Genomic DNA, 13,452 nt, shown 5'->3' on the forward strand with positions numbered 1-13,452 from the left:
ATATGCTCGATATTTCAGGAATTAAATTAATTATTCAAGCGAGCCCTTTAAAAACAGAGCTTTGTCGACAGCCTGACGCCAGCCTTTTGAGGCTGGCGTATCCATATTGAATTTTCCGGAAATCAGTGTCCAATGACCCTTGAATGATGCAACTGCTTGGAGTACTTGCTGAGAAAGGACGTGAGCGAAGGTTTGAATATATAACCAATGACCAAAAATGCAAAGAAAAATCCGACCAACGTCCAGACATCCTTCATCAGCGTCGGGTAGCTTACCCCGGCGAGCGCTTCCCGCAGCCCGCTGATCGCATAGGTAAATGGCAGCATGGAATGAATCGTTTGGAAAAAAGCCGGTGTCACCTGAATCGGGAACGTGCCCCCCGAGCCGGCGAGCTGGAGCACCAGCAGGACAACGCCCATCGATTTGCCGATATTGTTAAAGAGCGTGACCAACGTGTACACGATCATGGAAAAGACGACACAATAAAACAGCGTAAGTCCGATGAACAATCCGGCTTCCTGAATGTGGATCTTTAGCAAAAAGATATCTCCGAGCGCTACGATAAGTCCCTGCAGTACGGATAAGGTGGCAAACAATAGGTATTTGCCCAGGTACTCTTCGTGCGAGGTAAAGCTGAAATCCGCCGGCTGGAACTTGACGGTGAGCAAAGAGGTGAGCAGCAGGGAGCCGACCCACAAGCACAGCGTCGTATAGAAAGGTGTCATGCCCGCTCCATAGTTGGCGATCGGGAATAACGGATGCGTGCTCATCGTCACCGGAAGAGCAAGGAAGTTGCTGTCTGCGATGCCGCGGTTTTGCAGCAGCTTGATCATGTCCTTGACATCAACCGTGCTGTCGATTTTTTGGAAGACCGCCGTCAGGTCGCTCAGGCGTTGCTGAAGGTCCGGCACGCGCTCTTTGAAATTCCGGATATCATCCACCGCCACTTTGCCTCCGGATGACATGCTCGTCATCAAATCTTTTGCTGCGGCCAAATCCTCCTGTGTGTTGCCAAGAATCACGTTCACATCGGCGAGAAGGAGCGAGCCTTTTTGCAGGTAGGATTCCGTCTTCGGAAACAAGGTCTGGTCGAGCGCAAGCGACAGTTTGCCGATATCTCCCGCAATCGAGAAGTTCATCCGGGTCAGCTCCGGCAGCAGTTTTTCTAAATTGTGGTTATCTGCGATGTTCTTCCGGAGATCGGCAGTTTTGCCCTTCCACTCCTCCAGCCGTTGAGCCAGTTTTTTCAAATCCTTGCTAAGCTGAAACGAGCCTTTAGCGGAGGATTGGGCCAACGAGTTGGCATTTTTGAGAATTCTGTTGATCATGTCGCTAATGATCTCGATGTTTTGGGACAGCTTGCCGTCCAAGTCCAATTTTTGATAGGCCAGCGTCGTGCTTAAATTCCTGGTAAACGAACTGATCCCGGCAGACAGCTGCCGCATTTTTTCCAGATTGTCGCGGAGAATGGCAAATGTCCGGATGTTCAGGGCTTCATCGAGCGGAGCCAGCAGCGCATTGACGGCAGCCTGGAATTTGGTGATTTTATCCAGAAGCCGGTCGTTGATCGGCTGCAGCTTATTTAAAATATTTTCCGCCGCATTAACATCCTTAATCTTTTCTTTTAAGTCTAACAGGAGTATCCGGAACTGGTTCAGTTCGACTGCAATGTCGCGCGCCATCGCAAGGGTCTCTTCGGGCACCGTTACGCCCGCTTTTTCCAACTGCTCCGAAGTATCCTTCACCCGCTCCTGCAGTTGATCGAGATCCGTGACGGCATTGTCGAGCTGGGTGAGCACCTCCGGCTTATACACCGTCAGCTGGTTGTTCACGTCCTCGGTCGTCTCGGTTAATCGGTTGAAAATCGTCTGAAGCCGATACAGGTTCTCTTTCACATCCGGCGCGATTTCTTTTAAATCGTCGCTGGTTTTATACATATCCTTGCTTAATCCGTCGTTCAGCTCAATGAGCTTGCCAAGCGTATCCTGAACCGCTGGAACATGCTCAGCCGTCTTATCCACCTGGGTAAAACCGTTCTCTGCCCGGTTCAGCATCTCATCCAGATTTTGATTCAGCTTCGGCATATTTTCATTGAGGGTGTAGAGCAAATTTTTGTATTTTTCGATTTGCGGGTACTGCTGATCCAGCTCGGCGCCGGCTTTATTCAGGGTTTCGAATACTTTTCCCGTCACTGTCTCGACAAAGGAGGTGCTGATCTCCCGCTGGATCGTCGAGGCGCCCGCATCCGTCATTTTCGAGGCGATGGCATTTTGTTTTTCGTTCACGTAATATTCCAGCTCCGGCTTGACCGGCTGGTCGCTGAGCATCGTGCTCATTTTCAGCGAAAAATCGTCGGGAATCACAATGGTAGCGTACACCTCGCCGTTTTCCGCCTTGGCTATGCCTTCGTCTTTCGTATTATAGAAGGTCCAGCCGAGCTTCTCATTCTGCTGCAGCGAGTGAATGATTTCGTCTCCGATATTAAAGGTAAGCCCTTTGAGCGTGCCGCCCTTGTCGTTATTGACGACCCCGACCTTGATGCCCTTCGTATTGGCGTAAGGGTCCCAGGAAGCATAAATGTTAATCCAGGCGTAAAGCGACGGCAAAAGAATGAGTCCGCAGACCACCGTCAAGGTGACCCAATTCGTAACAATACGCCGGATATCGTAAGTATATATGCGCAAAACCGTCCGTAGAGAAACTTTTCGCATCGTTTTCTGTACCTTTCACTGTGCCAGGAGAACAAGCTCCCTATATTTTTACGTATAGTATAGTATTATACAACATTCCTCGTGCATTTGAAGCGATATAATTTAGGAAGAAGCAAAAACGCCAACCTCGAAAGGCTGGCGTTTCGTATCCAAAGGCGGATCACATCGGTTTCAAGGCGTGAATCTCTTCTTCCGTTAATCCGGTCGCTTTAACGATCAGTTGAATATCGAGGCCCATCGATAGCATGTTTTTGGCGACTTCTATTTTTCCCTCTAATATTCCTTTGGCTTTTCCTTCCGTTTTCGCGCCTTCAATCATTGAAGCTTCGTCATGCAAATATTTTTGCCTTGCTTCGTACAGCCTGCGGGCTTCGGCGTCCTGACTCAGGAATTCGAGCGTCGTCATCGCCTTCTTCAATGTCGGATCGTTCATGGCCAGCACCTCCCAGTTGGATTTATTTACGCCTTTCAGGAACAACAGCCAGTTGACTAGGCCGTCTTCCATCGGAACGGCGCGATCGTCAAGCTTCGGCAGCTCGATAAAGTGCACCTCGATGTCGTCGATCAGGGGAATCAGCGTATGATCCTCCCGCAGGTGAAAGACGCTGTGGTAACGATCGTTGGGCAGGAATGCAAAGTTTAAAATATTGATCGTGACGCACTTCTTCAAGGCTTTGTAGGTCTGCCCCTCTTGAAGCTGATTGGAGTAACGTTTCCCCCAATAGTACAAGGTGCGCTTTTCGTTGTCATATTTGTTGAACAGCTGCATTTCGACATTAATCAGCTTGCCCTCGGCAGTTTTGGCCCAGATGTCAAAGATGGATTGCTTGTCGTATGGAGCATCTTTCTCGGTGTAAGGATTGAGCAGCACGATCTCGGTCAGCGGCGGCTCGCCCGCCTCCATGAATGTATGATTCAGAAAGGCCAGCAGCACATCTTTATTCTCTCCGCTGCCGAAAATTCGTTTAAATACAAAGTCGTTCCGCGGGTCCAGCAGTTCCGTCATTCGGATCATCTCCAATCACTAACATTATACCACGCTGCGATTTCGTTAGACACCCGAAGCGGCCTCGCTCTTTTTGAACCTTGGCAGCATATACTACTCCCACAGGAGGTGAGCGGTTATGCCGTCAAAAACAAGCATTCGGGCGGGCTTTGTCATTTTCGACGATGCCGGCAGGGTTCTTCTGGTTCGTCATGCGGACGGGAAAAGGAAATGGGGGCTGCCGGGGGGCCGGCAAAGGGAAGGAGAGGCGGCATGGGAAACCGCGATCCGCGAGTGCCAGGAAGAAATCCAGGTGGCGATGCATCCCGCCGATTTTACGCTGTCGGGCATCTATTATTTATCCGGGCGCAACGCCTATGTTTTTGACTTTAAAGTAACGGAATGGGAGGGGACGCCTGTACCGGACGGGAAAGAAATCGCCGAAGTCGGATTTTTCTTGTTAGATGAGCTCCCTGAGCCCATCTCCAAGTTTACCGTGCAAAGGATAAGAGATGCCGCCTGCAATCAAGGGGGTGTCCTCTTGCGGAAACAGCAAGTCAAGTCGGAGCCGACTACGGCCAACAAGGCCGTTTATCGTTTGTCCGAATCGGATGTTTAGCGAAAAGGAGCTCCGCCATGGCCTCATGATGGAGCTTTTTTTCATGCTTTACATCTTGTCGAGCCTGAATCTGACCGGGCCATTTACAGTATCTTAACTTGACCCTCCACCCCTTTAGACCTATATTTATGACAAATGTACACGACAAGAACAAATGTAAAAAGCGATGGAAAACGACAACATGAGGTGAGGGCATGCAGGTAACGATTTTAGGCTACTGGGGAGGGTATCCCTCTGCCGGCGGAGCAACTGCGGGATACTTGGTCACAACGGACGAGGGGCAGATTTTGCTGGATTGCGGAAGCGGGGTGATGAGCCGGCTTCCTTACCATACGAGTGTCGAGCGGCTGTCCGGCGTCATTCTGTCCCACTTGCACCACGATCATATGGCGGATATCGGGATATTGCAATACGCCGCCGTCGGAGCTCTCCGCACGAACCGGATGAGCGAGAAGCTCAAGCTCTTCGCGCCGGAGGAGCCGTCGGACATGCTCGTCAAGCTGCACGGTCCGCATTCGGACGTTACGCCGATCCGCCCGGATTTGAAAGTCCGGCTTGCGGGCGCGGACATCGAATTCGTCCCTGTCGAGCATACGATTTCCTGTTTTGCGGTCAAAATCACGTACAAAGGCAAGGTCCTCGTCTATTCGGGCGATACCTCTTATTGCGAATCGTTGATTGAGCTGGCTAGGGACGCGGATATTTTTCTCTGTGAGGCGACGATCTGCGAAGGCAGCTACCACACGACGGGACATGGACATATGGACGCCGGTCAAGCGGCCGCGATTGCCGAGAAAGCACGCGTGAAGAAGCTGGTGCTCGTGCATCTGCCCAGCGACGGGAATTTCGAGCTGATGAAACAAACGGCAAGCGCCGTCTTCGGCGGCCCGGTGTTTCTGCCCGACTCGGCCAGCATGTACACGGTTTGACCTACACTTTGAAACGGAGCGAAGCCATGTATCGACTACTCGCCTTGGATATGGACGGCACGCTGCTGAACCGCAGCAAAATGATCACGCCTGCCGTTTGCGACGCCTTGCAAGCGGCGATTCGAGAGGGGGTGAACGTCACCATCGCTTCGGGGCGCTTCCCCGCATCGGTCTGGCTCCACGCCCGGCATGTGGGGATGAACGGCTGCTTGATTGCTTTCAACGGCGCCGTCATTCTGGATGCGGAAACCGGCGAACGGGTGCACGGCTTTCCGATCCCGCCCGATGCGGCAAGACGTATCGCGGAGCTGGCGGCTGAAGCAGGCGCATATATACATTTTTACGGTTACCGGACGCTTTTTGTAGAGCATATGAACGAGATGAACGAGAGTTGGCCGCTGGCTAATGTCGTCATCGATCCGGACAAGCCGTTGACCTATGAGAACTATCGGGAGCAGGCCGACCTCATTCAAGTGAAGCAGGTGGGCCCTCTGGCCGCCTTCGCCGAAGCCGCGTCCGAACCGCTATACAAAGCAACGATCATTAGCGAAGACTCCGAATTGCTGGTCAGGCTATACGACGAGCTGCGGTCTTGGAACGAATTGGCATTGACGAAAACCGGACAGCGGCGCTTCGATATCAATGCGGCAGGCGTCAGCAAGCGGAAGGCGCTCGAAGTGCTGTGCCGGATGTACGGGATGCATGCGGCCGAAGTTGCGGCGATCGGCGATTACGACAATGATGTGGATATGCTTGGGTGGGCGGGGCTCGGCATTGCGATGGCGAACAGCAGCGACCGTGTGAAGCGGGCCGCGGACGCGGTGACGGCAAGCAACGAGGAAGACGGCGTGGCTGAAACGGTTCGGCGTTACCTTTTATCCTGAGTTACCGTATCGGTTCATAAGGTGTTTATAAAGGTTGGCATTCAAATTAACAGCCGTTTGACAAATGCTTTATATACTACACATATACACATACCAAAATACATCGCGTAGGGAGAGAATGAGGTTGTTGAAAAAAGGTTCTTTACTGATGAGCTTGACGGCATTACTCGTATTCAGCGGTTGCGGCACAAGCGGGCAGCCGGCGGCGAACCAAGGAGCGCAGTCCGGCGGGAAGCAGGAGCCTGCCAAGCAAGAAGCGAACGGGCCCTCGGGCAAGCTTACGTTCTATACGTCCCAGCCGGAAAACGATGTCTCGAAGCTCGTCTCGGCTTTCAATAAGAAATACCCGGATGTGAAGGTGGAAAGCTTCCGTTCCGGCACCGAAGAAGTCACCGCGAAGCTGCAAGCGGAGAATCAAGCGGGCAAAGTGCAGGCCGACGTTCTCCTGCTGGCCGACGCCGTGACGTTCGAAGGCTTGAAAAAGCAAAATCTGCTCGCTTCCTATAAATCGCCCGAGCTGGCGAAAGTCCCGAAAGATCTCGTCGATCCAGACGGCGCTTATTCCGGTACGAAAGTGATGGCCACCGTGCTTGCGGTCAACACCCAAAAGGTAAAAACGCCGCCGACTTCGTGGAAGGCGCTCGCCGCGGCCGAAAGTAAGGATGCCGCCATCATGCCGAGCCCGCTGTACTCCGGCGCAGCGGCGTATAACGTCGGCGTTCTCTCCCGTACGGACGGCTTCGGCTGGGATTTCTTCAAGAGCCTGAAAGCGAACAACGTTTCAGTCGTCAAAGGAAACGGCGCCGTGCTGAACGCCGTAGCCGGCGGGGAAAAATCGTACGGCATGGTCGTCGATTATCTCGTCGCCCGCGAGAAGGCGAAGGGCTCCCCGGTCGAATTGGTATATCCTTCGGAAGGCGTTCCGGTTATTACCGAGCCGATCGGCATTTTGAAAAATGCGGCCAACGAAAAAGCGGCCCAAGCGTTCGTGGACTTCGTTCTGTCCGAGGACGGCCAAAAGCTCGCTTCCAGCATCGGGTACACGCCGATCCGCGAAGGCGTAGAAGCCCCGAAAGGACTGAAAAGCATCAACCAATTTAAAGTCATTTCTTCGGAGATTTCCAAATTGGCGGAAGCCCGCGAAGCGGATAAGAAACAGTTCACCTCCGTCTTCGGGCAATAAGAAGCGGAGCGCATAGTCTATGATCGATTCCAAACAGATTCGGCTTGAACGGACCCATGAGGGGAAAGGGGACAAGCCCGTCCCCTTGTCTTTTCCTTCCTTTCTTTTGAAACGAATGCTTATAGGCGTCACCCTTGTTCTTCTGCTCGTCTTTTTCGTCCTGCCGATCGGCAAGCTGATCGTTTTAAGCATGCAGGGCACCGCCGGTCCGACGCTTGCGCACTACTCGGAAATGCTGCAGCAAAGCCGCCTGTGGAAGACGTTAAACGATACGTTCGTGATCGTGGCCGGCTCCTCTCTCGTCTCGATTGCGCTCGGCGTGCTGGCGGCTTGGCTGATGGCCTACAGCGACATCAAGCACAAGAAAACGCTGCACATGGCGATGCTGCTTTCTTTTATACTGCCGTCTTATGTCTTGACGCTGTCCTGGTCGTCTTTCATGGGCAACCAAGGGCTTGCGGCCAGCCTGTTGCATCTGGTGAACCCGGATGCGAAGCCGTGGAGCATGTACAGCTACGGCGGCATTATTTTCGTCATGGGGATTCATCATTTTCCGCTTGTGTATTTACTGACCGTGGACGTGCTGAAAAAAATCCCCCGCGATCTAGAGTGGGCGACAAGAGCCAGCGGGGCTGGAAGATGGAAAACGTTCCGTTTGGTCACCCTTCCATTGGCGTTGCCCGGCTTGACGGCCGGCGGTCTGCTGGCGTTCCTGGCCTCGCTCGACAACTTCGGCATCCCTGCGTTTCTGGGCATTCCGAAGCAGATTTCCGTGCTTAGCACGCTCATTTACGAGGAGATTATCGGCTTCGGCCCGTCCGCCTTCTCCCGCGGCGCCGCTTTATCCGTCATGCTCGGCGTGATCGCCATCATCGGCACACTGCTGCAATGGCTCGCGGTCCGCAAAATCAAAGCGGCCGATACCGTCATCGTCGATAACAGCCCGCGTTTTGCGCTGGGGAAGCACCGGACTTGGGTCACCGCAGCCGTATGGACGTTTCTCGCGGTCATCACGGTCGTGCCGCTCGTATCCATGATCGCCCTTTCATTGAAAAAGGCGTACGGGCTTCCGTTTCAACCGGCGAATTTGACGCTTTCGAACTATAAATACATTTTGCTCGAAAACGAAAAGGTATGGCAGTCGATCCAGAACAGTCTGACGCTATCGGCAACGACGCTGGTCATTTGTCTCGTATTCGGCTCCTTGCTTGCTTATGTACGGGTACGCAAGCCGTCGTGGCTGACCAAATCGGCGGAGCTTGCCGTGGCCCTGCCTTATACGCTACCGGGGATCGTGTTCGGTCTGGCGATGATCTTCGCGTGGATGCAGCCGATTCCCGGCTGGAATCCCGGCATTTACGGCTCGATCCGTATTTTGTTTATCGCGTATGTGTGCCGGTTCATGATTTTGCAGGTGCGGGCGGGCATTACGGCTTTCACGCAAATCGATCCTTCGATGGAGGAGGCGGCGCATATTTTCGGCGCGGGATTCTGGAAAAAGTGGGCCTTCGTCCTGCTTCCGCTTCTGCTGCCGGGGCTGCTAAGCGGCGCATTCCTCGTCTTCCTGACGGCGTTCACGGAGCTTACGGTGTCGGCGCTCTTATGGTCAACCGGCTCGCAAACGATCGGCGTGACGATATTCGGCTTCGAGCAAGCAGGCAACACGCTGTATTCTACCGCATTGTCCAGCCTGATCGTCCTTTTGATTATGGTGGGGATGGGACTTCTGCATCTGATTCGGAAGTTCTCAGCCCAAAAAGGAGTCCAGTCTTCATGAGCATTCAATTAGTGGAAGTCAGCAAAACGTTCGGAGCCTTTCAGGCGCTGAAGCCATTGAATTTAACGATAGAAAAAGGCGAGTTCGTCGCCATTCTCGGTCCTTCCGGCTGCGGCAAAACGACGCTGCTGCGCATGCTCGCGGGCTTCGAGCAGCCGACCGCGGGGGAGATCCGCATGAACGGGACGACGGTAGCGAAGCCGGGCTTCAGCTTGCCGCCGGAGAAGCGGCGAATCGGCATGGTGTTTCAGGCTTTTGCCCTGTGGCCGCATATGAATGTGACGGAGCATGTCCGGTTTCCGATCCGTCATCATAAGGAAACTCCGTCGTATATTCGCGAGAGGGAGCAGGAACGCATTGCGAGCGTGCTCCAGATGGTCGGCTTGGCGCAGCACGGCGACCGCATGCCGCACGAGCTGTCCGGCGGGCAGAAGCAGCGGGTGGCGATTGCGCGCGCGATTGCGGCGGAGCCGTCGCTGCTGCTGATGGACGAGCCGCTCAGCAGCCTGGATGCGATGCTGCGCATGGATATGCGCCGCGAGATTCAAGCGATTCACCGCCAGACCGGAACGGCCATCGTATACGTGACGCACGATCAGGGCGAAGCGCTCGCCATGGCCGACCGGATCGTCGTGATGAAGGACGGGCGCATCGAGCAGATCGGGACGCCGCAGGACATTTACCTGCGCCCGGAGACCGAATTTGTCGCGAAGTTCGTGTCGAAGGCCAACATGGTCCGCGGACGCTGGAACCGCGATAGCTTTGTGCCGATAGGCTCGGACGGTACCGTTCAGTGGCAGGGCGGCCGCGTCGCCGATTATTTCAAGTCGTGCGGCATGTACCCGGTTCGGCCCGACCAGTTCAAGCTCGGTTCTTTAGAGCAAGCCGGGATTACGGGGGAAGTGACGAACGTGCAGTTTCAGGGAAAAGAGTTCCATTACCATATCCGGTCCGAGGACGGTCAATGGGAGATCAGCTCGCCGCTGCCATTTCAACTGCACGAGAAGGTCTCTCTCCACTTGCCGGCGGAAGAACAGCTATAGAATTTTACTGCACCGAGGTGTTGATGTGACCCGAACGCGAAGCATGATTTTTTTTGATATCGACGGGACCTTGCTGGATCATGACAAGCGGCTGCCTGCTTCCGCGAAGGGAGCCATCCTTGCGCTGAAGGAGGCGGGGCATGAGGTCGCTTTTGCGACAGGCCGCTCTCCGTTCATGCTTGAGCCTTTGCGCCGCGAGCTCGGCATCGATTCCTTCGTCGGCTTCAACGGCCAATATGTGATGCTGCACGGCAAGCTGATTTATACCAATCCGATTCCGACGGAGGTCATTCGTTCGTTATCCGAATACGCGCTGCGGCAAGGTCATCCGCTCGTTTATTTGGACGAGGAAGGCATGAGAAGCAGCAGCAGGCGTCATCCGTACGTCGAGGAAAGCATCGGAACGCTGCAGTATCCGCATCCCGAATACGATCCGCATTTTTACGCAGACCGGGACATTTACCAAACGATGCTTTTTTGCGCCGAACAGGACGAATCCGGTTACATCGAGCGGTTCCGGAAGCTGGACTTTGTCCGGTGGCACCGGCTGTCCATGGACGTGCTTCCCTTCGGCGGCTCCAAAGCGCAGGGCATTGAGCGGTTCATCGACAAGCTCGGCTTTCGGCGAGAGCAGGTGTACGCCTTCGGCGACAACCTGAACGATCTGGAGATGCTTCGATATGTCGGCCACAGCGTGGCGATGGGGAACTCGCCGGAATCCGTGAAAAAAGTGGCGCGTTACATTACGAAGGATGTCGGTCATGACGGCATTGCGTATGGGCTTGAGCTTGTGGGCTTGTTGTAAGCAGTATAATAGAAGAAACCTTCAAGCCGCTTTCGTGGTTTGAAGGTTTTTTCTTTGTGGGGATATAAGAAAAAGCGCTTTGGCCGCCGGACTCAGCCTTTCCTTACCCGATACTTATGGAAAAAGCCGCGAATTTCCTTCCATTCCCGGTACACCCGGTAAGGCTTGCTGGCGACCCTGGCCGGAAGCGTGAGCAGGAACTGGCTGACATGACGCCTGTACTCTTCGGTCATTCTGGCGGGCTTGGTACGGATTCTGGTAAACAGCTCATCGTACAGCTCGTGCGAAAGATCGATCTGCATGGAAAGCCGCCGATGGCATGCCTGACACTCAATCTCGGAGATCCGTTTGTTCAGGTAGCTGATCACATGATCCTGCTCCTGCTTGCAATCGTTGCAGTACAGAAAAGTTTCAAGCCGGGTTTCTTTCATGAGGCTCCCTCCGTTAGCGGTTCGTTCGGTTGCGATCAAGGTTCTATTTTAACTTGGCGGCGAGGCTGGATGCGGTCGGCTCGTCGGTGATCAGCACATGCACGTACTTGCCTTTCAGCGCAGCAAGGATACTATCCACCTTGTGCAGTCCGACCGCGATGGCGATAACCAGCTTTACGGCTTTCAGATGCTCCAGCTCGATGCCGATTACTTTATTGTTGATAGGGTGGTTGCAAAGGGCCCCGTCTTGATCGATAAAACGGGAATTGATATCGGCCACCGCGTTCAAGGCTTTCAATTGCTGCAGCACCTCTTGGCTCAAGTAGCCGATTTGTTCCATGGTCGACAGGGCGAACGGATTCCCGATGCCGACCAGGGCCAGATCGATTTGCTTGCCCTCCTCCAGAACCGAAGAAATGTTCGGAAGCTCGACGATTTTGTCCCGCAGCTCTTCGGTTTCCACCACCGCAGGAGCATACAGCGATTCGCATTTTACGCCCATTTTCTTGGACAGCTCGTACGCGATCTGGTTGGCATGGATCTCGGTCTTGTCATTGCCCATCCCGCCGACAAGCGGGACGATCTTGAGGTTTTCTTTCTTTTCAAAAGGAAACTCTTTCACGACGTGGAACAGCGTCGTTCCCCACGATACGCCGATGCGCTCGGCCTGCTTCATCGCCTTGAGCACAAAACCGGCCGCCGCTTTGCCGACCGTGCTGTAAACCAGCTCCTGCTTCAAGTCGCGCGTAGGCACAACGATCGCTTGCTTGAGGTCGAAGGCCGCTTCGATTTCCTTCTCCAGATCGCCTGTTTCCAGCGTATCGTCATGAATGAGAATTTCCACGACGCCTTCGTCGCGTCCCTTCTGGAGCAGCTTGGAGACGGCGGGCCGTGAAATGCCGAATTTCACCGCAATTTTTTCCTGGGTCCAGGCTTCAAAATAATACAGCTTCGCGATTTTCACGATTAGCTTTTTTTCCTCGGAATTTAACATGAACGACCGCCTAACATTTGTTCTCACCTCATACATTTGTAGTAACTATAAGGTTAATCCGGCGAAGGGTCAAGTTAAGAATCCGTAAAACAAAACTCGTCCTTCAACTCGGCTGCCCCGAGCTTAACGGGCATTTACTATTTTTCTAACTTTACTTCCGGTAACAAACTTGTCTTTTGGATCTAATTATGGTAAGCTTAGGTTAATCATAAATTTGACCTGTGAATTCACATATTGTAAAGGGTTATCATTTGTGTGATGGAACCTTTTTCAATATGTGAATTTTTTATTTCTTTGAAGGATAAAAAAGACATGTTAAAACAAATTTTGGAGGTCATACGATGCAAACAGGTACAGTAAAATGGTTTAATGCCGACAAGGGTTTTGGCTTTATCGAAATGGAAGGCGGCAGCGACGTATTCGTGCATTTCAGCGCGATTACAGGTGACGGCTTCAAATCGTTGGATGAAGGCCAGCGTGTCACATTCAATGTGGTACAAGGCAACCGCGGACCGCAAGCCGAAAATGTTGTAAAGCTGTAATGTAAGCCCAAGCAAACTGCCCTTAACTTGTGTTGAGGGCAGTTTTTTTAGGATCAAGGGTTTTTTAAACCAAGGGAGGGGTTAACTGTGTACTTTCAAAAGAAATCGTTAGAGGATATCCCTGAGGAAAACACGACGATCTGGTCTTGCAGCAAGGAAGGATGTAAGGGCTGGATGCGGGACAACTTTGCGTTCGAGGATGTGCCGGTATGCCGGCAGTGCCACTCCCCGATGGTTCGTAGTGTGAAGATGCTGCCCTTGCTGGTCAATCCGAATGGCGACCTGAAGTCGCTCAAGAAAGGCATACAAATCTCGTAGCCCGCGACCGCATGTCCATACATGCAAGCGTTCCTCAAGAGCTGAAGATCCGAACGGTCACGATTCCCTTTCCCATTGTTTCAAGCACAAGGATCACCTTTTTTAGGTGGTCCTTTTGAGTGTTGAGAAACCCGCTTCGCGTATAAAATTCTCGGCATAAGCCGGTGGGGTATGTCCCTCCAGCCGCTCTTGAAACCCGTGAACTTGATTAGAATTAGCGGTATTTTCACG

At 53.2% G+C, this 13,452-nt stretch carries 13 protein-coding genes; 9 read left to right on the top strand and 4 right to left on the bottom strand.

Translation table 11 applies throughout. The features are described from left to right. Positions 1 to 122: 122 nt before the first annotated feature. A complete protein-coding gene (locus tag KQX66_RS36090; protein ID WP_216798341.1) occupies positions 123 to 2,711 on the bottom strand; it encodes a YhgE/Pip domain-containing protein in 2,589 nt (862 codons plus the stop codon). Between the two features lie 160 nt (positions 2,712 to 2,871). Further along, positions 2,872 to 3,717, bottom strand: a complete 846-nt coding sequence (locus KQX66_RS36095; protein WP_216798342.1) for an Rpn family recombination-promoting nuclease/putative transposase — start codon at positions 3,715 to 3,717, stop codon at positions 2,872 to 2,874. Positions 3,718 to 3,835: 118 nt separating this feature from the next. Here KQX66_RS36095 and KQX66_RS36100 point away from each other — a divergent pair, with 118 nt between their 5' ends. From KQX66_RS36100 to KQX66_RS36130, 7 genes are all read left to right on the top strand, one after another. Continuing rightward, a complete protein-coding gene (locus tag KQX66_RS36100; protein WP_216798343.1) occupies positions 3,836 to 4,315 on the top strand; it encodes an NUDIX domain-containing protein in 480 nt (159 codons plus the stop codon). A gap of 194 nt (positions 4,316 to 4,509) precedes the next feature. Continuing rightward, positions 4,510 to 5,244, top strand: a complete 735-nt coding sequence (locus tag KQX66_RS36105; RefSeq protein WP_216798344.1) for an MBL fold metallo-hydrolase — start codon at positions 4,510 to 4,512, stop codon at positions 5,242 to 5,244. Between the two features lie 26 nt (positions 5,245 to 5,270). Then, positions 5,271 to 6,128 carry a Cof-type HAD-IIB family hydrolase gene (locus KQX66_RS36110; RefSeq protein ID WP_216798345.1) on the top strand — a complete coding sequence of 286 codons (858 nt, stop codon included), beginning with the start codon at positions 5,271 to 5,273 and terminating at the stop codon, positions 6,126 to 6,128. Positions 6,129 to 6,246: 118 nt separating this feature from the next. Beyond that, positions 6,247 to 7,311, top strand: coding sequence for an ABC transporter substrate-binding protein (locus KQX66_RS36115; protein ID WP_216798346.1), 1,065 nt, complete (start codon positions 6,247 to 6,249; stop codon positions 7,309 to 7,311). Between the two features lie 19 nt (positions 7,312 to 7,330). Continuing rightward, the gene (locus KQX66_RS36120; RefSeq protein WP_216798347.1) at positions 7,331 to 9,088 is read left to right on the top strand and encodes an ABC transporter permease; all 1,758 of its coding nucleotides are present in this window, start codon (positions 7,331 to 7,333) and stop codon (positions 9,086 to 9,088) included. Next, on the top strand, positions 9,085 to 10,131 hold the full coding sequence (locus tag KQX66_RS36125; protein WP_216798348.1) for an ABC transporter ATP-binding protein: 1,047 nt from the start codon (positions 9,085 to 9,087) through the stop codon (positions 10,129 to 10,131). The genes KQX66_RS36120 and KQX66_RS36125 overlap by 4 nt, the downstream gene beginning before the upstream one ends. 43 nt (positions 10,132 to 10,174) lie before the next feature. Further along, positions 10,175 to 10,936 (top strand): Cof-type HAD-IIB family hydrolase, encoded by a 762-nt coding sequence (locus KQX66_RS36130; protein ID WP_216798351.1) that lies wholly within the window; start codon positions 10,175 to 10,177, stop codon positions 10,934 to 10,936. Positions 10,937 to 11,028: 92 nt separating this feature from the next. On the opposite strand, the gene KQX66_RS36135 is transcribed toward KQX66_RS36130, so the two are convergent. Beyond that, positions 11,029 to 11,367: a hypothetical protein gene (locus KQX66_RS36135; RefSeq protein ID WP_054974376.1), complete on the bottom strand. Its 339-nt coding sequence runs from the start codon at positions 11,365 to 11,367 to the stop codon at positions 11,029 to 11,031. Between the two features lie 43 nt (positions 11,368 to 11,410). Then, entirely contained in the window at positions 11,411 to 12,361 is a 951-nt protein-coding gene (locus KQX66_RS36140) for a sugar-binding transcriptional regulator (protein WP_216798349.1), read from the bottom strand. Positions 12,362 to 12,702: 341 nt separating this feature from the next. Here KQX66_RS36140 and KQX66_RS36145 point away from each other — a divergent pair, with 341 nt between their 5' ends. Together KQX66_RS36145 and KQX66_RS36150 are read left to right on the top strand one after the other, a co-directional pair. Further along, on the top strand, positions 12,703 to 12,903 hold the full coding sequence (locus tag KQX66_RS36145) for a cold-shock protein (protein WP_216798350.1): 201 nt from the start codon (positions 12,703 to 12,705) through the stop codon (positions 12,901 to 12,903). Positions 12,904 to 12,990: 87 nt separating this feature from the next. After that, entirely contained in the window at positions 12,991 to 13,221 is a 231-nt protein-coding gene (locus tag KQX66_RS36150) for a cold-shock protein (RefSeq protein WP_010494370.1), read from the top strand. The last annotated feature ends 231 nt before the right edge of the window (positions 13,222 to 13,452 follow it).

Origin of the sequence: Paenibacillus oleatilyticus, assembly GCF_018998565.1 — a bacterium.
In the GTDB taxonomy this organism is placed as follows: domain Bacteria; phylum Bacillota; class Bacilli; order Paenibacillales; family NBRC-103111; genus Paenibacillus_G; species Paenibacillus_G oleatilyticus.

Excerpts from the sequence above, each read along its gene's own strand:
- KQX66_RS36095 (WP_216798342.1), bottom strand. The coding sequence starts at position 3,717 with ATGACGGAACTGCTGGACCCGCGGAACGACTTTGTATTTAAACGAATT.
- KQX66_RS36110 (WP_216798345.1), top strand. The coding sequence starts at position 5,271 with ATGTATCGACTACTCGCCTTGGATATGGACGGCACGCTGCTGAACCGC.
- KQX66_RS36145 (WP_216798350.1), top strand. The coding sequence starts at position 12,703 with ATGCAAACAGGTACAGTAAAATGGTTTAATGCCGACAAGGGTTTTGGC.
- KQX66_RS36140 (WP_216798349.1), bottom strand. The coding sequence starts at position 12,361 with ATGTTAAATTCCGAGGAAAAAAAGCTAATCGTGAAAATCGCGAAGCTG.
- KQX66_RS36090 (WP_216798341.1), bottom strand. The coding sequence starts at position 2,711 with ATGCGAAAAGTTTCTCTACGGACGGTTTTGCGCATATATACTTACGAT.
- KQX66_RS36135 (WP_054974376.1), bottom strand. The coding sequence starts at position 11,367 with ATGAAAGAAACCCGGCTTGAAACTTTTCTGTACTGCAACGATTGCAAG.
- KQX66_RS36105 (WP_216798344.1), top strand. The coding sequence starts at position 4,510 with ATGCAGGTAACGATTTTAGGCTACTGGGGAGGGTATCCCTCTGCCGGC.
- KQX66_RS36115 (WP_216798346.1), top strand. The coding sequence starts at position 6,247 with ATGAGGTTGTTGAAAAAAGGTTCTTTACTGATGAGCTTGACGGCATTA.
- KQX66_RS36125 (WP_216798348.1), top strand. The coding sequence starts at position 9,085 with ATGAGCATTCAATTAGTGGAAGTCAGCAAAACGTTCGGAGCCTTTCAG.
- KQX66_RS36120 (WP_216798347.1), top strand. The coding sequence starts at position 7,331 with ATGATCGATTCCAAACAGATTCGGCTTGAACGGACCCATGAGGGGAAA.
- KQX66_RS36100 (WP_216798343.1), top strand. The coding sequence starts at position 3,836 with ATGCCGTCAAAAACAAGCATTCGGGCGGGCTTTGTCATTTTCGACGAT.
- KQX66_RS36130 (WP_216798351.1), top strand. The coding sequence starts at position 10,175 with ATGATTTTTTTTGATATCGACGGGACCTTGCTGGATCATGACAAGCGG.